This window comes from Fluviibacterium sp. S390 (assembly GCF_049800695.1).
In the GTDB taxonomy this organism is placed as follows: domain Bacteria; phylum Pseudomonadota; class Alphaproteobacteria; order Rhodobacterales; family Rhodobacteraceae; genus Meridianimarinicoccus.
In genome coordinates this window covers 57,390-76,370 of record NZ_JBNAFN010000022.1, presented here as the reverse complement: position 1 = coordinate 76,370, position 18,981 = coordinate 57,390, and the positions used below count along the sequence as shown (strand labels likewise).

Sequence of the window (18,981 nt, the reverse complement as noted above, 5' to 3'; positions counted from 1 at the left end):
CCAGCCATCATCCTCGCGAAAACACCTTTGTCACTCCACCGCTTCCAGCGGTTGTACAAGGTCTTGTGCGGACCGTATGCGGCGGGCGCATCCCGCCAACGTAAGCCATTGCGGTTGATGAAGATAATTCCGCTCAACACGCGCCGATCATCGACGCGGGGCTTGCCGTGAGACTTGGGAAAGAAAGGCGCAAGCCGCGCCATCTGCGCGTCGCTAAGCCAGAAGAGATCAGACATGTCACCGCTCGTTTTTCGAACGGTGAATCACGCTGATCGCCGGAAATCAATGGGTCCTGAGCCTAGGAGCATTCGAGCGTGGGACAAACGAGTCCGTGTCAGATGCTTCTTGATACTGACGGTCAAGACATCCCGAAAAACCTGCCCGGCGCGCGCCGGAGACAAGCTTGATGCCGCCGCAATATCTTTCACGTTGATCGGTAGGGTGAAGTTTTCGGAGATGAATCGCAACATTGATTCGACTTCTTGCATCGTCGTCGACCTAACTGAGAATCCATTGCCCCGGCTTGGGCTTGAAATCAGCGTAGACCACCCTTCTAACGCAAGCCGACGCAACCGCGTTTCAATTTCGGCAAGGTGCGTTCGCCGCCAGGGGGGCTGCTCAAGGTGCTTCTCATTGTAGATCCTGTTGATTAGCAAGGCGTCTAATGGATCATCATTTCGAGAAGCAATTACTTCGCCGGACAGGATGGCTTTCACGAGATCGGACGGCAGACCCCAACGCACGAATTGACCCAGCGAAAGATAGATGTTGGTAATACGTCCTTCCCCATAGACATCGGTAACTTTATGTGGCGCAGCACCCCAAAACACGACCAGTCGATTGGCCTTCAACTTTGCTACCTGGCCCGAGAATGAGTAGTCCAAATGACAATTCTGAAGGAAATTCACTTCCACCGATGTGTGGTGATGGAAGGGGGTGTCAAAGAGTGTCGGTCTGTGGCTCTCAATGATGAAGTTGTTTGGAGTCGGCACGCGGGTCTGATCAACAGATTCCGAAAACGGAACGGTCGCGTCAACAGAACCTAACCTTTGTGCCATGCTATGCCTTTCGTGTCTCGGCCCGAAGGCGGGGACTTATCAGCTGAGATGAGACTTTAGCATCAAACTGCAAAAACAGGAAGAAGTTGTTATAAAACCGGAAGCAGAGACAAATGCCGTCATGGAGAGTGCTAGAAGTCTAAGGGAGGAAACCGAATGATTCACAAACTCACATGTACTGGATTCTTGCTGGGCGGCGTCTGCGCCGCTACGCTGGGAATCACCGCAGCCAATGCCGATGAGATGCCCCCAGAGCGGAGCCTCGCTGGCCTTGAATACGACCTGATCGGTCGTGACGACTTGTATTCGTACCGTGCGCTCGAAACTTACAGCCAAGCGCCGTTCCTCGATGCGCTGGTCGAAAGTGGCGCACTTCCGCCCGTCTCTGAGCGGTTGCCGGCTGAGCCATTGGTATTCAACACTGCTGCCATGTCCGACGGCATCGGCGAATACGGCGGTGTGTTCCGCCACGTAATTGGTGGACGGCCAGAAGGTTTCCACTGGATGGCCGGTCAGCATCAAGGATGGGGCGGCATCAACATGGCCATTCAGGAATGCCTTGTTCGCCAAGGTCCGCGTTGGCAAGTTCGTGCCGAAGACCAGACTGGTCCTTTGCCGAACTTGGCCCACTCATGGGAGTGGAGCGAAGACATGACAGAACTGACTATGCATCTCGTGGAAGGGATCAAGTGGTCGGACGGGGATCCGTTTGATACCGATGACATCGCGTTCTGGTGGAACGACAATGTCGAAGACGAGAACGTCACGAGCCGCATTCAGGCTGGTTCTTTCGGTGGCGGAGCGACCCTTGAGGTAATCGACGATTACTCATTCAAGTTCGTATTCCCAAGCGCACAATCGGAAACTGTTGTCGAGGGTCTCGCCTATATTCAAGGTTGCCCGGGGCCGAGCCATGTGCTTCGCGATTCGCATCCGACTTATAATTCCGATGCTTCCTACGACGATTACCTGAACGCAATGCCGGCAAGTGATGTTCCGGTTCCAGTTTTGGGTGCATGGGTACCGGTCGAGCACCGTCCTGACGAGCTGGTCATCCTTCGCCGCAATCCATACTATTGGAAAGTGGACGAAGCCGGAAACCAGCTGCCCTATCTCAACGAGATGCATTTCAAATTGACGACCTGGGACGACCGCACGACACAAGCTGTCGCCGGTACCGGTGACTGGTCGAACATGGAAAACCCCGGCAACTATGTTGAAGCGCTAAAGCAAAGCCAAGATGAAGACGCGCCGGTCACGGCAAACTTCGGACCGCGGACTCTGGCGTTTCGGATCGAACTGAACTTCGCCCAGAACATGGCTGACAGCGATTACGACGCCGAATTGCGTGGGTTGTTCCGCGAGCACGATTTCCGCGAAGCGCTTAGCTCGGCAATTGATCGTGACGCTCTAGGACAAGCTTTGGCGCGTGGTCCATTCGCTTATCCATATATGGGTGGTTTCGCGAGCGGCTCGCCCTATTACGATGCGGCTTCGACTGACTTTACTCCGTTCAATCAGAGTTACGCGAGCGAGCTTCTGGCCGGTCTCGGTCTGGAAGACACGGACGGCAACGGGATCTTGAACTTGCCAGGCACGGGCGAAGATCTTGTCATCGACATGACCTTCAAGTCCCAGCGAAATGACGACCGCAAGCAGGTCGAAGCGGTGACATCGCAGTTAGCTGAAATCGGAATTCGCGTGTTGCCAACGCCGGTAGATGAGACCAGCTTTGATCCGATCCGCAACTCAGGCAGCTTCTCAGCGATTTTGCAGCGGGTGAGTTTTGTTGTGCCCACGCGGGAAACCTGCGGCAACCTGCCAACGTCTGAAATCTGCCCAGCATTCCACCTGGCCGGGCCTGATGGTCGTGAGTTTCTGCCGTTCGAGGCTGAACTAGCGGATATCGTTCTGCGGTTCAACGCGTCCAGTGACGCGGCTGAACAAGCGGAAATCGCCAATAGGATGCAGTCGATCCTCACAGAGAACCTCTACAATATTGGATTGGTTCAGGTCCCTGCGGCTTTGTTGGTGAACAAGCGGGTTCGCAATGCGCATCCTGGCACACCAGTCTTTATGTACGAATGGGCTGAAGATGCGGTGATCCGTGAACGTCTCTGGGTGCCTGCAGACTTGCAAACAGAAGAGCTCCTCCCTGGTACCGTAGCCCAATACTGAGCTACGTGACCAAAACTCGTCCTACTCCCGCAAAGCGCGGGGGTAGGGCACCTCATTGCTACACTTTCCTCATGACGCCGTAAGTCGGGAGAACTTCCCTCATGGACTTTCTAGTATTTCTTGCGAAACGCGTTGCGATGTCGATCCCACTACTTTTGGGAATTTCCATCGTATCCTTTGCAATCATCCAAGCTGTGCCCGGCGATTTCGTTGACGGTTGGATTGCCAATACAGCAGCCCAGACCGGCAAGTCCTATGACGAGCTTCTTCCCCAAGCTGACGCGATGCGAGAGCGGCTCGGCCTCGATCAGCCGATTGCGGTTCAGTACGTGACCTGGCTCAAGAACATCGTGTTCCATTTCGACTTCGGTATGTCCTTTGAGCAAAATCGCCCTGTGACAGAGGTGATTGGCACCCGTCTGCCCCGTACGCTGCTGCTGGCTGTTCTGACGCTGGTCATAGGTCAGGTGTTCGGGGTGCTATTGGGCATCTATGCGGCGACCAACCAATACAAACTGGGCGATAATATCGCCACGCTGATTGCCTTCATGGGCATTGTGATTCCGAAGTTCGTGATCTCGCTCGTGATCCTCTACTTCCTCGCTATCGTCTGGCACTCACCCTATATTGGAGCGGTCAATTCGCCTCAGTACATCTTACAAGATGGGTGGAATTGGGCGAAGTTCTGGGACTTTCTCAAGCATGTTTGGCCGATCCTGGTGGTGTCTATTTGGGCCGGACAGGCCTACACCACGCGGATGATGCGGGGAAACCTGCTCGACGTAATGAACATGCAATACATTGAAACAGCCCGCGCCAAAGGATTGTCCCGTCGCAAGGTCCTTTTCAAGCATGCAGTACCGAATGCTCTGCACCCAGTCATCATGAACATCGGGACGCGGTTCGATTACATGATCAAGGGCGAAATCGAAATCGCAATCGTGCTGGGCATTCCTACGGTTGGCCCATTGATTCTGAGCGCCGTCGGCGACCGCGACATGTATGTCGTCGCCGCGATCTTCATGATGGTGGCCGTTTTGCTGGTACTGGGCAACTTGTTCGCTGACCTCATGCTGGCCCTGCTGGACCCTCGGGTTCGCCGCGCCACGATGAGCCGGAATTAAGGGGATACCAATGAAACAGCCATACAACCCCACCGACGACAAACCGATGGTCGATAACCGACCTCAGATTGACGTGCCCACGACCATAGAAACAATGAACGCCGAAACCGCGACGGGCCCGGGTCTGTCCTATTGGCAGCTTGTCCGCCGCCGGTTTTTGCGCAACCGATACGGTGTCGTCGGACTGATTGGATGTATGATTATCGTAATCACAGCCGTTTTTTCAGGGTTCATCGCTCCCTATGATGGTGAAACGAAGGATCGAACTGCCATCTACAGCCCGCCGCAGATGCCAAAGATATTTGCGCCCGAAGGCGGCCTGACCCGGCCCTACATCCTAGGCTATGCCGAAGAGATGGACCCCAACACGTTCGAGATCACATTCGTGCCCGACCCGGAGGTTCGCCATAATCTCGCGTTATTCGTGAAAGGTGATCCCTGGACGTTCTTGGGGCTAGAATTCGAGACTCACCTAGTTGGAACCACCGACGGAGGGTTTGTGCACCTGCTTGGCACGGATTCCCTTGGCCGTGATGTGTTTTCAAGGATGGTAGAAGGCACACGAGTGACCCTTCTCATGGGCTTCCTAGTAATGGCCGCCTCCTGTTTCATTGGAACAATAGTCGGGGTTTCTTCAGGCTATTTTGGTGGGGTTTTCGACATGCTGGTTCAGCGCATCGTTGAATTCGTGAGGTCGTTTCCTGACTTGCCGCTCTATCTTGCGCTTGTGGCGATCCTGCCGCGTCGCGCTGATCCCATCACCGTCTTCATCCTTTTCGCATCGATCCTTGTCTTGCTCCGTTGGGCGGACCTGAGCCGCGAACTACGGGGCAAAGTTATTTCTTTGCGATCAATGGACTATGTTCGTTCGGCCGTAGCAGTCGGGGCATCGGACCAACGCATCATCGGGCGCCATATCGTGCCCAACACTTCATCACACATCATCGTTTGGGCAACCTATCAATTACCTGAAGTGATCCTGCTGGAAAGCTTCCTATCCTTTCTTGGCGTCGGTGTGCAGGCTCCGATGGTCAGTTGGGGGACAATGCTGAATCAAGTGCGTGATTTCCAATCCTTCGCGGCCGCCCCCTGGTTGATGGCGCCAGTTGGAATGATCGTAATCTCTGTTTTGGCTTTCAATGCGTTTGGTGACGGCCTGCGCGATGCAATGGACCCGTATTCCAATGACTGATCCCCTATTGAAAATTGAAAACGTCGTTGTGGACTTTCGCACAATTCACGGCACCGTAAACGCCGTGCGCGGCTTGTCCTACGAAGTGGCGCGCGGCGAAACACTTGCTGTTGTCGGTGAAAGCGGGTCGGGCAAGTCGGTAACTGCCCGGGCCATAATGTCGATGCTCGCCGAAAACGCACGTGTCGGGGCCGATAGCCGGATTTGGTTCGATGGAACCGACCTTTTGGAATTGTCCGAGCTCGAAATGCAGGAAATCCGCGGAAACCGAATTTCAATGATCTTCCAGGAGCCATTGACATCGCTCAATCCGATCCACCGGGTCGGAGATCAGGTCGCTGAGATTATTCAGATACACCGCCCGATGCCAAAGAAGCAGGCGATGGCTGAAGTTTTAAAGCTCTTTCAAGAGGTTCAACTGCCTGATCCCGAGGCACGGCTAAGCCAATATCCGCACGAAATGTCGGGCGGTCAACGCCAGCGGGTCATGATCGCAATGGCCCTCGCCAACAAACCGGACCTTCTGATCGCGGACGAGCCAACAACAGCGCTCGACGTGACCGTGCAGGCGGAAATCCTCACGCTGCTCAAAGACCTGCAGAAATCCCATAACATGGCGGTCGTATTGATCACTCACGATCTAACAGTTGTCGAAAAGACCTCTGACAAGGTGGTCGTGATGCGTTACGGCGAGGTCGTCGAGCGGGGAAACACACAGGACGTTTTTGCCAACCCCCAGCATCCTTACACACGTCACCTGCTCGAAAGCGAACCTAAGGGTCGCCCAGATGAGCTGGATCCCGACGCGGCACCGCTGATGGTGGCTAAAGATATGCGCGTGGCATTTCGGATTGCGCACGGCGGCTTGATGAGCCGGAAACATGTTGATCTTGTTGCAGTCAACGATATCTCTGCCAGCATTCGGAGAGGCGAAACGTTGGGCGTTGTCGGAGAAAGCGGTTCGGGCAAGACCACGCTGGGAATGGCCATGATCCGGCTGTTGGAGCCGAACGGCGGACAAATCACATTTGACGGCGAACGCATTGATGGCCTCACCCGCAAGCAGATGCGTCCGTTTCGCACCCGTATCCAAGTGGTGTTCCAGGACCCGTTTTCATCGCTTAATCCTCGCATGATCATCCGGCAGATCCTCGAAGAAGGACTTATCGTAAACGGAATCGGTAAAAATGCGGCCGAGCGTGAAGAACTGATCGGACAGGCGCTGGACGATGTTCAGATGCCCCGCGATGCGATGCAACGTTTCCCACACGAGTTTTCCGGTGGCCAGCGGCAACGACTGGCCATTGCTCGTGCCGTTGTTTTGCAGCCAGAATTCATCCTACTCGACGAACCAACTTCGGCGCTTGACCTGTCAATTCAGGCCCAAATCATCGACCTTTTGCGAGACCTGCGGGCAAAGCACGACCTAAGCTATATGTTCATCAGCCATGACCTGAAAGTGGTGAAGGCCCTATGCCACAACGTGATGGTCATGCAGCACGGAGACATCATCGAAACCGGTCCGACATCGCAAGTGCTTGAAGCACCAAAAACAGACTACACAAAGCGTCTGGTCAACGCAGCTTTCAAGGTGGTGGCCTAATGTACCGAATCGACGATCGCACTCAGACACTCGTGCTGGAACCAACGAACGGACTTCCATGCATTGCCTATTTTGGCCCGCGTCTATCCGAAGCCGAAGATTTGTCCCAATTGGCCGCCGCAGGCTGCAGGGACATGACCGGTGGAATGGTGGATGCATTGCCGCGGTTAACGATATGCCCGGTCTCCGATGGCGTCCATTTGGGCCAGCCGGCCTTGCGCGTTCTCGACACCGACGGTGCCGAGGTTTCCCTGCGGTTTGAGCCGGCAACAATCACACCTAAAAGTCAGACTCTGATTGTCTCGGCTGTTTCGGGTGACCTGACTTATACTGCCGAAATTACTCTTGATGGCGTGTTGACCCTTCGGGCCAGCATCGATTCACTTTCGCCGGTCAGATTGGACTGGCTTTCGGCACCGGTCCTGCCGGTCCCTGGCGCGCAGGCCGAATTGATCGAGTTCTCGGGTCGTTGGAACGGAGAATTCCGGATGCAGCGTCAGTCTTTCTCGGTTGGCGCCCGACTGCGTGAAGCACGGCAAGGCCGCTCTGGCCACGAAACGCCACCTTTCGTTTATACTGCAACGCCCGACGCACGCTTTACCAGAGGTGAAGCGATGGCCTTTGCCTATGGCTGGCCAGGTGGGCACAGGATGATTGCTGAGGAACTGCCGGATGGTCACCGCATGATCCAGTTCGGCAATAGCGCAGGTTCGGAACGTGCACCCAACACGCACTTCGAGACCGCACCACTAACGATCGTTCGGTCTGACACAGGCCTCAATGGTTGTGCAGTGCAGTTGCAGGCCCATGTACGGGACGCTGTTGTTACTTGGTCAGATCCTTCACGCAAACGGCTCGTACATTACAATTGCTGGGAGGCCGTCTATTTTGACCACGATTTCGCAACCTTGTCCGACATGGCTGAGCGCGCCGCTTGTATCGGGGCAGAGCGGTTCGTGCTGGACGACGGTTGGTTCGGCAAGCGTGATGACGATACTTCATCCCTTGGCGATTGGCAGATCGACCGGCGCAAATGGCCTGATGGGCTGACGCCGCTGATCGACAGGGTACACGAGCTTGGTATGACGTTCGGGCTTTGGGTGGAACCAGAAATGGTCAACGCCGACAGTGATCTTTACCGCGCCCACCCTGACTGGGTGTTGGGACCGGCTGATCAAGTCACCGGGCGCTATCAGTTGGTACTCGATCTTGGAAGGGCCGAGGTTCGCGATTACTTGTTTACCGCACTCGATGCGATCCTTTCTGAAAATGAGATCGACTACCTCAAATGGGATCACAACCGTCTGTTGCCGATGCCAGATGCAGCCCAGGCACGTGGTATCATGGAATTGTTCGCGCGGTTGCGTGAGGTCCACCCTGGGGTAGAGATCGAAACTTGTGCTTCGGGTGGGGGTCGGATTGACTATGGCATCCTACAGCACACAAGCCGAGTCTGGCTGTCAGATTGCATCGATGCGCACGAACGACTGCGGATGCAACAGACCGCTGCGTTGTTGATCCCATCGGCCATAACGGGCAGCCATGTCGGTGCGGAACATTCGCACACGACAGGCCGCAGCCTGACGATGGAGTTCCGGGCATGGATCGCTGCAATGCGCCAAATGGGATTCGAGAGCGATTTGCGTGGCTTCAGCAAAGAAGACGAGGCCAAACTGGCGCGCATCACTGCCTGGTTTAAAGAAAACCGCGACTGGATGATGGCTGGGGACATTCATGCCCTCGATAGCGACGACCCTGCGGTGACCGCAGAAATTCAGGTCGCAAAAGATGGGGACCGCTTCGTCGTCTTCGCAGGACAATCTGCAACTTCGGAGCAGAACCTGCCGCGCGCCCTACGCCTGAGCGGCCTAGAAACAGACGCGTTTTATGAAATCCGCCTCGCCAATCCCGAGCAAGTATCGCCACATTCACGTGGCGACAACGCGCTGAAGGCGGTGTCATTGCGATTGTCAGGCCGGGCTATGATGACGGCTGGGATCAACCTGCCGTTGGCATGGCCTGAAACGATTTATGTGATCGAAGGGCACCGGGTGTGACCAAAAGACCAAGTAAGAAAGTGAGACCACTATGACGAACCCAAGAATTGCGTTTATCGGCGCCGGATCGACAGTTTTTATGACGAATATCGTCGGGGACATTCTTCAGCGCGAAGCGTTGCAAGGTGCGCATGTTGCGCTCATGGATATTAACCAAAAGCGGCTGGAAGAAAGCGAGGTTGTCTTCGGCAAAATGGTTGTTTCGCTTGGCGTTGAGGCAACACACTCGATTCACATTGATCAACGAGAGGCCCTCGAAGGCGCTGATTTTGTCGTCGTTGCTTTTCAGATTGGCGGGTTCGAACCCTGCACGGTTACCGATTTTGAAATCCCCAAGTCATTTGGTCTAGATCAGACAGTCGCCGACACCCTCGGGATCGGTGGGATCATGCGGGGTCTGCGGACTGTGCCGCACCTTTGGTCTATCTGTGAAGACATGACTGCCGTTTGCCCGGATGCGTTGTTGCTGCAATACGTGAATCCGATGGCCATCAATACGTGGGCTATTGCCGAGCGTTATCCGCATATCAAGCAAGTTGGGCTCTGCCATTCCGTGCAACACACAGCTGCCGAACTGGCAAGTGACCTTCAATTGCCGGTGGACGATATCCGGTATTTGTCGGCAGGTATTAACCATGTCGCATACTTCCTGAAATTTGAGCAGGTAGAAGCTGATGGAAGCTACCGTGACCTCTACCCACAACTTCATCAGGGATATGAACAGGGTATCTTTCCGCGGCCCGAAAGCGCCTCGAATCCGCGTTGCCCGAACAAGGTGCGCTATGAGATGATGAAACGGCTGGGCTATTTTGCGACAGAAAGCTCCGAACATTTTGCCGAGTACGTCCCGTGGTTTATCAAGTCGGGTCGTGAAGATTTGATCGAACGGTTTGGCATCCCGCTGGACGAATACCCAAAGCGCTGTGTTGAGCAGATCGCGGACTGGAAAGACAAGCTGGAGGAATATCGAAAGGCCGATAAGATCGAGGTCCCGAACTCGATCGAATACGCCTCTGAGATTATTAACTCTGTCTGGACTGGTGTGCCGAGCGTCATTTACGGAAATGTTCAAAACCGAGGCTACATTCCGGCCCTGCCCGAGGGATGCGTAGTCGAGGTGCCTTGCCTTGTGGATCGCAACGGTATTCAGCCAACTCAAGTGCCTGAGCTTCCACCGCAATTGACCGCGATTATGCGCAGCAACATCAATGTGCAGGAACTGACCGTTAGGGCGTTGCTAACGGAGAATAGGGAGCATGTTTACCATGCTGCCATGATGGACCCGCATACTGGCGCAGAACTGGACCTAGACCAGATATGGGCTCTGGTCGACGCCCTGATTGCTGCCCACGGCGATTGGCTTCCGGGCTGGCTGTCCGGGGCAAAAGTAATGCGAGTGGCATGACCAAATCCGACCCGACCCATCTGGTGATCGTCGGCGGGGGTACCGCCGGCTGGCTAGCTGCGCACCTGTTTAAGACAGAAAGCGAGCGGCAAGGGATACCAATGCGTATCACGCTCGTTGAAAGCTCAAAAGTCCCGACCATCGGTGTGGGCGAAGGTACAACCTCAGTCTTCGGCGGCGTGTTACAATCACTCGGCTTCGACGAGGAAGATTTCCTCGCCCATACCGATGCTACAATCAAGTATGGAATACGCCATCGGGATTGGCGGCGGCTTGGCCATGTCTACGATGGTCCGATTGATGATGCCTATGCTCTGACCGATCGGATTCCGGGGGCGGGGTCTTGGATCGACACCTTTTGCGTTGCCGCCGGGCGCTCCGTTTCCGCGCCGCATATCTTCGCCAAGCTCATGGAAACCGGCAAAGCGCCGGTAGCCGAAATGGGGGGCCGCCGCGTTCCTGTAAGCCGCTTTCACCACGCCTATCATTTTGACCAGGCCAAAGTCGGAGCCTACTTACGCCGCAAGGCAACTGACATCTCCAAGATCGATGCTCTTGTGGAAAGTGCAGAGCGTGATGGCAAATCGGGCTGCGTTACCAAATTGAGACTCGATACTGGGGAAACGATCGCAGGGGACTTCTTCATCGACTGCACCGGCTTCCGCCGCACATTGATCCAAGGGACCATGGGCGCAAGTTGGGTAAGCTATTCCGACGCGCTGCCGGTCAATCGCGCGATGCCGTTTTGGCTAGACCTTGCCGAAGACGAGGAAATTCCGACCTTTACGCACGCATGGGCACAAGCGTCGGGGTGGATGTGGCAGATCCCGACGCAGGGCCGGATCGGATGCGGATATGTCTATTCGGATCGCCATTCGTCACCTGATATCGCCTTGGCGGAGATCGAGGGTGTGCTTGGTCGCAAGATCGAGCCACGCGCCGATATTCCTGTCGACGCGGGACGTATCTCCGAGGTCTGGCGCGGCAACGTTCTTGCGCTCGGGCTTGCATCCAGTTTTCTCGAACCTTTGGAAGCGACTTCAATCCACGGCACTATCGTCGCGATTTTACTGTTTTGCCGCCGCCACTTGTTGCAGATCAGCGCTCCCTTGCAGAAAAATCAGCAGCGCTACAATGCGGCCATCGCAAAACAAGTGGACGACTTTCGCGACTTCATCAATCTGCACTACGTCAGTGAACGGGATGACAGCCCATTCTGGCGCGACGTAGAAACAGACTTCATCCTGCCGCAAGTGCGTCAGAAACTGATAAATTGGCAAGAACGGATGCCCGGGCCGGAAGACTTTACCAACGATTTGGATGGCCTTCCCCATGTGGAAGAGCTTCTGCATTATCCGGTTCTTGACGGTCTTGGATTGCTCAATCGAAGTGTCGCGCGAGAACGCATGGCCCAAGACCGCAAACTGCGGGATTTCGCTCGGGCGACCGTCGACCATCTGGAAAAACAGGCCGGAAATGTCGCATCGCATGCGATTTCACATCGTGCATGGCTCAGTAGCCTGAGTTCCAATCCGATCGCCTGACTGGCAAGAAAGAGAAATTTAATGACAAAAGACCGCCGCAACCACGCTTGGTATGGAAAGCTGGACAAGGACGGATTCATCCATCGCAGCTGGATGAAGAACCAAGGCTTTCCAGATCATGCTTTTGATGGCCGCCCCGTCATTGGCATCTGCAACACGTGGTCGGAGTTGACGCCCTGCAACAGCGGCTTGCGCGATCTGGCCGAAGGCGTGAAGCGCGGCGTGTGGGAAGCCGGTGGTTTTCCCGTAGAGTTCCCCGTGATGTCACTCGGCGAAACCCAGATGAAGCCAACCGCTATGCTGTTTCGCAATTTGTTGGCGATGGATGTCGAAGAATCGATCCGCGCCTATGGCATAGACGGCGTTGTTCTTTTGGGTGGTTGTGACAAAACAACACCCGGCCAGTTGATGGGGGCGGCCTCGGTCGATTTGCCATCTATCGTGGTTAGCTCTGGGCCGATGCTGAATGGCAAATGGCAGGGCAATGACATTGGGTCTGGCACGGATGTTTGGAAATTCTCGGAAGCGGTCCGCGCCGGTGACATGACTTTGAAAGATTTTATGGCGGCTGAATCCGGTATGAGCCGCTCAAAAGGTGTCTGCATGACAATGGGCACCGCCTCGACCATGGCGTCGCTTGTTGAGGCCATGGGCCTAAGCCTACCGACAAACGCAGCCCTTCCAGCGGTGGATTCACGTCGCATGGCGCTGGCGCACCTTACCGGCAACCGTATTGTCGAAATGGTGGACGAAAACCTGAAACCTTCGGACATTATCACGCGGGCATCTTTGGAAAACGCGATTTTGGCCAATGCTGCCGTTGGCGGTTCCACAAATGCAGTAGTGCATCTTCTGGCCATAGCTGGCCGTGTTGGCATTGATCTGAAACTGGAAGATTTTGACCTTGGCGGCGACGTTCCCCTGTTGGTCAACTGCATGCCGTCTGGCAAGTACCTGATGGAAGATTTTTGCTACGCTGGTGGTATGCCTGTGATCTTGAAAGAGTTGTCAGGGCATTTGCGTAAAGCCAAAACTGTGCTTGGTGGTGACATCAGCGCCTATGCAGACGGTGCTGAATGCTGGAACCGCGATGTGATCTACTCGATCGACGGCCCTCTGAAGCCATCGGCTGGCATCAAGGTCTTGAAAGGCAACCTCGCCCCACGTGGGGCCATCGTGAAGCCTTCTGCCGCAAGCGAGCATCTTTTGGAGCACGAAGGAGAGGCTTACGTCTTTGAAAACATTGAAGAGCTAAAAGCCACAATTGACAACGATGATCTGCCGGTGACTAAGGACAGCATCCTTGTTCTTAAGGGCTGCGGCCCAAAAGGGTATCCGGGCATGGCCGAGGTTGGCAATATGCCTATCCCGTCCAAACTGGTCAAAGAAGGCATCAAGGATATGGTGCGCATTTCTGACGCCCGCATGTCGGGCACGGCCTTTGGCACGGTGATCCTGCATGTCACGCCCGAGGCGAACGACGGCGGAACGCTTGCGCTGGTGAAAACCGGCGACCGGATTAAATTTTCGGCAAGTCAGGGCAAGTTGGAATTGCTCGTATCCGAAGAAGAACTGGCCGAGCGCCGCGACGCATGGCAACCCGAACCGCCGCATTACACCCGCGGCTATGCCAAAATGTATGTGGATCACGTCCTGCAAGCGGATCAGGGCGCGGACCTTGATTTCCTTGTCGGCAAAGACACCCGCCCCGTCACCCGAGAGAGCCACTGATGACCCAGACTGCAACATTCCACGATCTCGACGGCAAAAGCGTCTTCATCACCGGCGGAGGCTCGGGCATCGGCGCGAATTTAACCGAAGGCTTCTTGCGGCAAGGTGCCAAGGTCGCTTTTGTGGGGCGCTCCGACGCCGCGGCCTTTGTGGACGCTATGGAGGACGAGACCGGCAATCGCCCATTGTTCATCCAATGCGATATCACTGACACTCCCGCGTTTCAGGCCGCCATCGCGCAAGTCACAGATGCCCACGGCCCTGTCAGTGTCCTTGTGAACAATGCCGCCAACGACCAGCGCCACAGCACCGAGGAGGTTACCGAGGAGTTTTGGGACTGGATGCAGGCAATCAACCTCAAGGCCCATTTCTTTGCCTGTCAGGCTGTCGTGGAGGGCATGAAGACGTTGGGTGGCGGATCTATCATAAACGTCACATCGATCAGTTACATGATGGGCGGGGCTGGTTACCCGCTTTATACAACGGCCAACTCCGGACTAAACGGCATGACCCGCAGTTTAGCGCGGGAATTCGGCTCCCAAAGTATTCGGGTGAACGCATTGGCTCCAGGTTGGGTTTTGACGCAAAAGCAGCTGGACAAATGGGCTGATCCAGCGTCGCTAGCCACTCACCTGGAAAAGCAATGCCTAAAGGAGCATCTGAAGCCCGACGATATCGTTTCTGGGGCGCTGTTCCTGGCCTCCTCCGCAAGTCGCATGATGACCGGACAGGCGCTCGTCATCGACGGCGGCGTGGCGGTGACGGGGTGATGGTCATGGACGTAGAATGGATTGCTGTAGATTGGGGGACGACGAACCTTCGTGCCTGGCTGATTGCGGGTGACGGCGAGGTGCTTGCGACTTGTCGTTCGGAGTTGGGAATGTCACGTCTTAGGCCCGAAGAATTTGAAGCGGCGTTGATGGAAACTGTTGAAGATGCACTTCGAAGCAATGGACAAATTCCGGTCATCGTTTGTGGGATGGCGGGTGCGCGAGAGGGGTGGAAGGAAGCCCCATACTCAGCCGTGCCTTGTGCTCCGCCGGGGCTTAGCGAAGCGGTCACTCCCCAAACAAGGGATGTGCGACTGCAAACGTTCATTATTCCTGGCCTCAAGCAATTGGAACCCGCTGATGTTATGCGGGGCGAAGAAACACAGATCTCTGGCTTTCTTGCCGGACAACCGGATTTTGAAGGGGTGATCTGCCTTCCGGGAACACACACCAAATGGGTCCGTGTTTCCGATAGAACGATCACCGAATTTCACACCCATATAACTGGTGAGATATTTAGCCTGCTTTCGTCACAGTCGGTTTTGCGTCATTCCCTCGGGGGTGAAGGCTGGGATCAGGACGCTTTCATCGAGGCACTGGAAACTGTGATCAAAGACCCAACTAGAATTTCTTCAAGGCTCTTTTCGATCCGAGCAAAGGCGCTTTTGCGTAACACCGAAAATGCTTATCTCAGGTCGGAGCTCTCAGGATATCTGCTTGGTCTAGAGCTTGGTGGTGTGGGGCAGAAATGGCTTGACCAAAAGACCGTCCTTATTGGAGATTCGCGTCTTGTCGAACTATACAGAGCAGGTCTCAAGATCCTTGGGATCAATGCAATCATAGTCGATGACAAAGATATCACGCTTTCTGGCCTGCGGCACGCCTATGCGGAGTTGGTAAGATGAGCCGGGCGATTGTCGCAATTCTCAGAGGTGTGAGTCCTGAGGAGGTCGAAGGACTTGGTGGGGCTCTGATCGAGGCTGGGATCAGCAGGATCGAGGTGCCTCTCAATTCTCCGAAAGCTTTCCAGTCCATAGAGCAACTGGCCCGGAAATATGCGAACGTCGCTGAGATTGGGGCGGGTACGGTATTGACGGAAGACGACGTCGAGCGGGTATCCCAAGCTGGTGGTTCTCTGATCGTTTCCCCTAACGCTAATGTTAGCGTCATTCGCCGAACAAAATCTTTGGGACTCAAGTCCTTTCCGGGTGTTCTGTCGCCAACAGAATGCTTTAGTGCCCTTTCGGCCGGCGCGGACGCGCTCAAGTTCTTTCCAGCGTCAATACTCGGTCTGAACGGCTTCATGGCTCTCAAGGCAGTTCTGCCGAAGGATACGCAAACCTTTGCGGTTGGCGGAGTCGGAGAAGCTGACTTTAGCAGCTGGATATCCGCGGGCGTGACAGGTTTTGGGATCGGGACGGCTCTCTTCGTGCCAGGTCTGACACAAGCAGAAGTAGAAAAGCGCGCCCACGCGCTGGTAAGCGCTTATGATCGTTCAAAATCCTCTTGGTACAAATCGCCTTTGCGGTAACTGTAAACATCTTTAGTTTACAGAAAAAAGGTTTCTTGGGCGGACGATGAACCTATGAAACTAGGTGTTGACGCCACATTGGACGATTCTGTCGAGTGCCCGTATTGACCCTCATCGTCTCCCCAACCTTCCCAGCCTCGCCAGTTGCGCCAACATCTGAGACCCGGTCCCTGGTGACCCTGAGCCACTTGCCTGACCAGTTTGTCCCATCCCTTGCCGCACAGGCATCTGCTGTGCCCCGAAGAACTGCCGCGCCCTGAGGGCTGCATATTCCGCGCCGCTTGCCCCACCGATCAGGTAGCGGTTGTAGGCCTGCTGGCTGCCCATGGCGGCGCGGGCGAAGCTGTAGCCGCCACCCAGTCCGCCAGACAATGCTGGCATCATGATGTTTCCGGAAATCGCCCGTACGATGAATGGTGTCGCGACGATGAACCCCTTGGCCATCAACACCATCATAAAGAACGGAATCAGCGCGCCGATATTAGTGGCACCTTCAGGATCGCCAAGCTCGCCGATCAACGCAGAGGAGACGCCCGTGATCGTTGCGAATACGCCTGCGACGACGATCGGGTAGAGCGCGAAGGAGACTAGGGCCGAAAGCCAGCGCGTGAAATAATCCTTGGTGACCTCGAAAAGGGTCAGGAAAATCATCACCGGGGCGATCCCGATCAGGAGCGCGATCATCAGTCGGGAGGCCACGAGGATGAAGGCGGCCAGTCCGCCGAGGATTGAGAGCAGAAGAACACCGACGATGTCGAGCATGGCGCCGGCCATCCAGTTCAGTTCGGACCCGGCAGCGTTCAAATAGTTGCCCAGTTCCGCGATCAGCCGGTCGAATTCTTCGGCGAAAGTTCCAGAAGGGCCAGGAGTTCCACCGCCGACCGAAGCCACGAGCGCCCCAGCAATGCTGTCGATCCCGGCAAGGATGGCGGAGGAGAGGGCGTTGAACTGCACCCAGTTGGTTGCAAATATCCCGATGAGCCCGATCTTGACCGCGAGCCAAAAAGCCGCGCGCCCGTCCATCGCCTTGTACTGGTAGATCATGTTCAGGAAGACGAGGATCACCACGAGTGTTGTTCCCAGTACCAGAAGTGTGCCCACCGTTGCCGCAACCGATCCAAACTGGGTTTCGGCGGCGGTGTCGAGATAGCCCTGGGAGGTTTCAACGAAATAGGTGACGACGCTCATAACGGGGCTGCCTTACCAATTGCCTGCGGTTTCGCAGATGGCTTTAGCCTCAAGGCGAACGTCGTTGGCGCGCTGATTGTACGCGTCGGATGCTTCCAGCATTATCCAGCGTTCGTCACTCGCGTGCTGCTCATGAAACTCCGCCTCGGCAGCGTCCCAAGACGGAAACCGGATTTCACAGTCGCAGCTTTCGGTCTCGATGATGCGCTCGAGATTCTGGGCGCGGTAGATATCCTGGACCAACACGCGTTGATAGGCTTGGCGCAGGGGTATTTCTTGCATCCAGTTGGGCTCAGCGGGCCGGTCCGGACAGACCTCAAAGCTGCGATCGAGGGTCGGCACCATATTGCGCTCTGCGAAGGCAGGGACAGCCAGTAGGCTCACGGCCAGCGCGACTAGCGCAAGGGTTAGCCGCGCCGGCTTCATTCCGCGGCTCCGATGATAGTGGTTTCGCGCTTCAGGAAAACTGTGTGGCCGACATTGGCGAATTCCGAGGAGCTGATCGACACGACCTCCCAGCCTTCGGCCCCCTTCGCGTTCAGGCTGGCCTGCATGTCGGTGAGACTGGTTTTTCGGGTCATGGGAAAGGACAGGATTTCGTATTCAAATGTCTTCATCGGGAAGTTCCAATCTCAGTTGCGCCGGGGAGGTAAAATTCGGTGATGCCGCGCCGGCCATCGTGGCGACCGGCCTGGATGATCACATCGATGGAGTTTTCGATGTACTGGATCATGTCGGCATAGGTCATCGGGATCTCAGTCTTGAGTGCGGCGATGGCCAGACGCTGCACGGCAAGTTGCGGGGTTTCTGCGTGCAGCGTGGTCATCGACCCGCCATGGCCAGTGTTGATCGCCTCGAGGAAGGTCATGGCCTCCTTGCCGCGCACCTCGCCCAGGATGATGCGGTCCGGGCGCATGCGCAGCGTGGCAGTGAGCAGCACATCGGCGGTCTGGAACTCCGCATCCCGATTGGCGATGAGGGTCACGGCATTGGGCTGGGTCGGCAAAAGCTCGGCGGCTTCCTCGATGGTGACGATGCGTTCCTCTGATGGCACGTGAGAGAGGATCTTCCGCGCGGCGACGGTCTTGCCGGTGGAGGTGCCGCCCGAGACGATCATGTTGAGCTTGTTGTCGACGCAGAAGGCCAGGGCATCGTCGATCACGCCTGCCGCCACAACCTCGCGGAGTTCGCGGGTTTTCTCGAGGCGGAGTTCTTCAAGCTTGCGTTCCTTACCATAGAGGAAATCGAGAGCGATCCCGTCTAGCGGCAGGCTTGAAAAGAACCGAAGGCTGATCGACATGGCCGAGAGCACGGCAGGCGGGGTGATGACCTGCGCCCGGATCGGGCGACCTTTGTAGGTGATCGAGACCGAGACGATGGGGCGGTCCTTGCTCATGGTGGTGTTTGCGGAGGAAGCAATCTGGTTGCCGAGGTCTTTGACTTCTGTTGCGGTCAGCATCTGGTCCAGCTTTCGCATGAAGTGATCGCCCTGGAATTCTCCCCAGCAGCTTCCGTCAGGATTGATGCAGATCTCGATGACATCGTCGCGGGTGGCGGCGGCGATCCTGTCGAGGGAGGTTTCGAGATAGCTCAGCGACAT

17 protein-coding genes are annotated in these 18,981 nt (G+C 55.8%); 11 read left to right on the top strand and 6 right to left on the bottom strand.

Annotation, left to right across the window (positions count from 1 at the left end):
* Nucleotides 1-236: transposase (locus ACP15K_RS16210; protein WP_424990003.1), on the bottom strand; the 236-nt coding region annotated here is incomplete at its 3' end.
* Between the two features lie 27 nt (nt 237-263).
* Nucleotides 264-1,058: a hypothetical protein gene (locus ACP15K_RS16205; RefSeq protein WP_424991000.1), complete on the bottom strand. Its 795-nt coding sequence runs from the start codon at nt 1,056-1,058 to the stop codon at nt 264-266.
* 156 nt (nt 1,059-1,214) lie between these two features.
* Between ACP15K_RS16205 and ACP15K_RS16200 the strand changes: the two genes are divergently transcribed.
* The 11 genes from ACP15K_RS16200 to ACP15K_RS16150 all read left to right on the top strand — a co-directional run bounded on the left by ACP15K_RS16200 (nt 1,215) and on the right by ACP15K_RS16150 (nt 16,193).
* On the top strand, nt 1,215-3,236 hold the full coding sequence (locus ACP15K_RS16200; protein ID WP_093994377.1) for an ABC transporter substrate-binding protein: 2,022 nt from the start codon (nt 1,215-1,217) through the stop codon (nt 3,234-3,236).
* A 101-nt stretch (nt 3,237-3,337) separates the two neighbouring features.
* Nucleotides 3,338-4,360 carry an ABC transporter permease gene (locus ACP15K_RS16195; protein WP_093994378.1) on the top strand — a complete coding sequence of 341 codons (1,023 nt, stop codon included), beginning with the start codon at nt 3,338-3,340 and terminating at the stop codon, nt 4,358-4,360.
* Nucleotides 4,361-4,370: 10 nt separating this feature from the next.
* On the top strand, nt 4,371-5,552 hold the full coding sequence (locus tag ACP15K_RS16190) for an ABC transporter permease (protein WP_211096257.1): 1,182 nt from the start codon (nt 4,371-4,373) through the stop codon (nt 5,550-5,552).
* Nucleotides 5,500-7,155 (top strand): ABC transporter ATP-binding protein, encoded by a 1,656-nt coding sequence (locus ACP15K_RS16185; protein ID WP_168770628.1) that lies wholly within the window; start codon nt 5,500-5,502, stop codon nt 7,153-7,155. The genes ACP15K_RS16190 and ACP15K_RS16185 overlap by 53 nt, the downstream gene beginning before the upstream one ends.
* Nucleotides 7,155-9,212: an alpha-galactosidase gene (locus tag ACP15K_RS16180; RefSeq protein WP_424990999.1), complete on the top strand. Its 2,058-nt coding sequence runs from the start codon at nt 7,155-7,157 to the stop codon at nt 9,210-9,212. The genes ACP15K_RS16185 and ACP15K_RS16180 overlap by 1 nt, the downstream gene beginning before the upstream one ends.
* Nucleotides 9,213-9,243: 31 nt before the next feature.
* Nucleotides 9,244-10,617, top strand: coding sequence for an alpha-glucosidase/alpha-galactosidase (locus ACP15K_RS16175; protein WP_093994381.1), 1,374 nt, complete (start codon nt 9,244-9,246; stop codon nt 10,615-10,617).
* Nucleotides 10,614-12,161: a tryptophan halogenase family protein gene (locus ACP15K_RS16170; RefSeq protein WP_168770629.1), complete on the top strand. Its 1,548-nt coding sequence runs from the start codon at nt 10,614-10,616 to the stop codon at nt 12,159-12,161. Before ACP15K_RS16175 ends, ACP15K_RS16170 begins: the two co-directional genes overlap by 4 nt.
* Nucleotides 12,162-12,182: 21 nt before the next feature.
* On the top strand, nt 12,183-13,892 hold the full coding sequence (locus ACP15K_RS16165) for an IlvD/Edd family dehydratase (RefSeq protein ID WP_424990998.1): 1,710 nt from the start codon (nt 12,183-12,185) through the stop codon (nt 13,890-13,892).
* Nucleotides 13,892-14,662, top strand: coding sequence for an SDR family NAD(P)-dependent oxidoreductase (locus ACP15K_RS16160; protein WP_093994384.1), 771 nt, complete (start codon nt 13,892-13,894; stop codon nt 14,660-14,662). Before ACP15K_RS16165 ends, ACP15K_RS16160 begins: the two co-directional genes overlap by 1 nt.
* A 5-nt stretch (nt 14,663-14,667) precedes the next feature.
* A complete protein-coding gene (locus ACP15K_RS16155; protein WP_245820714.1) occupies nt 14,668-15,567 on the top strand; it encodes a 2-dehydro-3-deoxygalactonokinase in 900 nt (299 codons plus the stop codon).
* Nucleotides 15,564-16,193: a 2-dehydro-3-deoxy-6-phosphogalactonate aldolase gene (locus ACP15K_RS16150; RefSeq protein WP_093994386.1), complete on the top strand. Its 630-nt coding sequence runs from the start codon at nt 15,564-15,566 to the stop codon at nt 16,191-16,193. The genes ACP15K_RS16155 and ACP15K_RS16150 overlap by 4 nt, the downstream gene beginning before the upstream one ends.
* A gap of 111 nt (nt 16,194-16,304) precedes the next feature.
* Here ACP15K_RS16150 and ACP15K_RS16145 read toward each other — a convergent pair whose 3' ends face one another.
* From ACP15K_RS16145 to ACP15K_RS16130, 4 genes are read right to left on the bottom strand one after another with little or no spacing between them, the layout of a single operon-like run.
* Entirely contained in the window at nt 16,305-17,381 is a 1,077-nt protein-coding gene (locus tag ACP15K_RS16145; RefSeq protein WP_093994387.1) for a type IV secretion system protein, read from the bottom strand.
* A gap of 12 nt (nt 17,382-17,393) precedes the next feature.
* Nucleotides 17,394-17,807 carry a hypothetical protein gene (locus ACP15K_RS16140; protein ID WP_093994388.1) on the bottom strand — a complete coding sequence of 138 codons (414 nt, stop codon included), beginning with the start codon at nt 17,805-17,807 and terminating at the stop codon, nt 17,394-17,396.
* Complete coding sequence (locus ACP15K_RS16135; RefSeq protein WP_093994389.1) at nt 17,804-17,998, bottom strand: DUF4177 domain-containing protein; 195 nt, start codon at nt 17,996-17,998, stop codon at nt 17,804-17,806. The genes ACP15K_RS16140 and ACP15K_RS16135 overlap by 4 nt, the downstream gene beginning before the upstream one ends.
* Nucleotides 17,995-18,981, bottom strand: a complete 987-nt coding sequence (locus ACP15K_RS16130; protein WP_093994390.1) for an ATPase, T2SS/T4P/T4SS family — start codon at nt 18,979-18,981, stop codon at nt 17,995-17,997. The genes ACP15K_RS16135 and ACP15K_RS16130 overlap by 4 nt, the downstream gene beginning before the upstream one ends.

Coding starts and splice junctions, on each gene's coding strand:
- ACP15K_RS16205 (WP_424991000.1), bottom strand. CDS start 1,058: ATGGCACAAAGGTTAGGTTCTGTTGACGCGACCGTTCCGTTTTCGGAA.
- ACP15K_RS16200 (WP_093994377.1), top strand. CDS start 1,215: ATGATTCACAAACTCACATGTACTGGATTCTTGCTGGGCGGCGTCTGC.
- ACP15K_RS16195 (WP_093994378.1), top strand. CDS start 3,338: ATGGACTTTCTAGTATTTCTTGCGAAACGCGTTGCGATGTCGATCCCA.
- ACP15K_RS16190 (WP_211096257.1), top strand. CDS start 4,371: ATGAAACAGCCATACAACCCCACCGACGACAAACCGATGGTCGATAAC.
- ACP15K_RS16185 (WP_168770628.1), top strand. CDS start 5,500: ATGCGTTTGGTGACGGCCTGCGCGATGCAATGGACCCGTATTCCAATG.
- ACP15K_RS16180 (WP_424990999.1), top strand. CDS start 7,155: ATGTACCGAATCGACGATCGCACTCAGACACTCGTGCTGGAACCAACG.
- ACP15K_RS16175 (WP_093994381.1), top strand. CDS start 9,244: ATGACGAACCCAAGAATTGCGTTTATCGGCGCCGGATCGACAGTTTTT.
- ACP15K_RS16170 (WP_168770629.1), top strand. CDS start 10,614: ATGACCAAATCCGACCCGACCCATCTGGTGATCGTCGGCGGGGGTACC.
- ACP15K_RS16165 (WP_424990998.1), top strand. CDS start 12,183: ATGACAAAAGACCGCCGCAACCACGCTTGGTATGGAAAGCTGGACAAG.
- ACP15K_RS16160 (WP_093994384.1), top strand. CDS start 13,892: ATGACCCAGACTGCAACATTCCACGATCTCGACGGCAAAAGCGTCTTC.
- ACP15K_RS16155 (WP_245820714.1), top strand. CDS start 14,668: ATGGACGTAGAATGGATTGCTGTAGATTGGGGGACGACGAACCTTCGT.
- ACP15K_RS16150 (WP_093994386.1), top strand. CDS start 15,564: ATGAGCCGGGCGATTGTCGCAATTCTCAGAGGTGTGAGTCCTGAGGAG.
- ACP15K_RS16145 (WP_093994387.1), bottom strand. CDS start 17,381: ATGAGCGTCGTCACCTATTTCGTTGAAACCTCCCAGGGCTATCTCGAC.
- ACP15K_RS16140 (WP_093994388.1), bottom strand. CDS start 17,807: ATGAAGCCGGCGCGGCTAACCCTTGCGCTAGTCGCGCTGGCCGTGAGC.
- ACP15K_RS16135 (WP_093994389.1), bottom strand. CDS start 17,998: ATGAAGACATTTGAATACGAAATCCTGTCCTTTCCCATGACCCGAAAA.
- ACP15K_RS16130 (WP_093994390.1), bottom strand. CDS start 18,981: ATGTCGCTGAGCTATCTCGAAACCTCCCTCGACAGGATCGCCGCCGCC.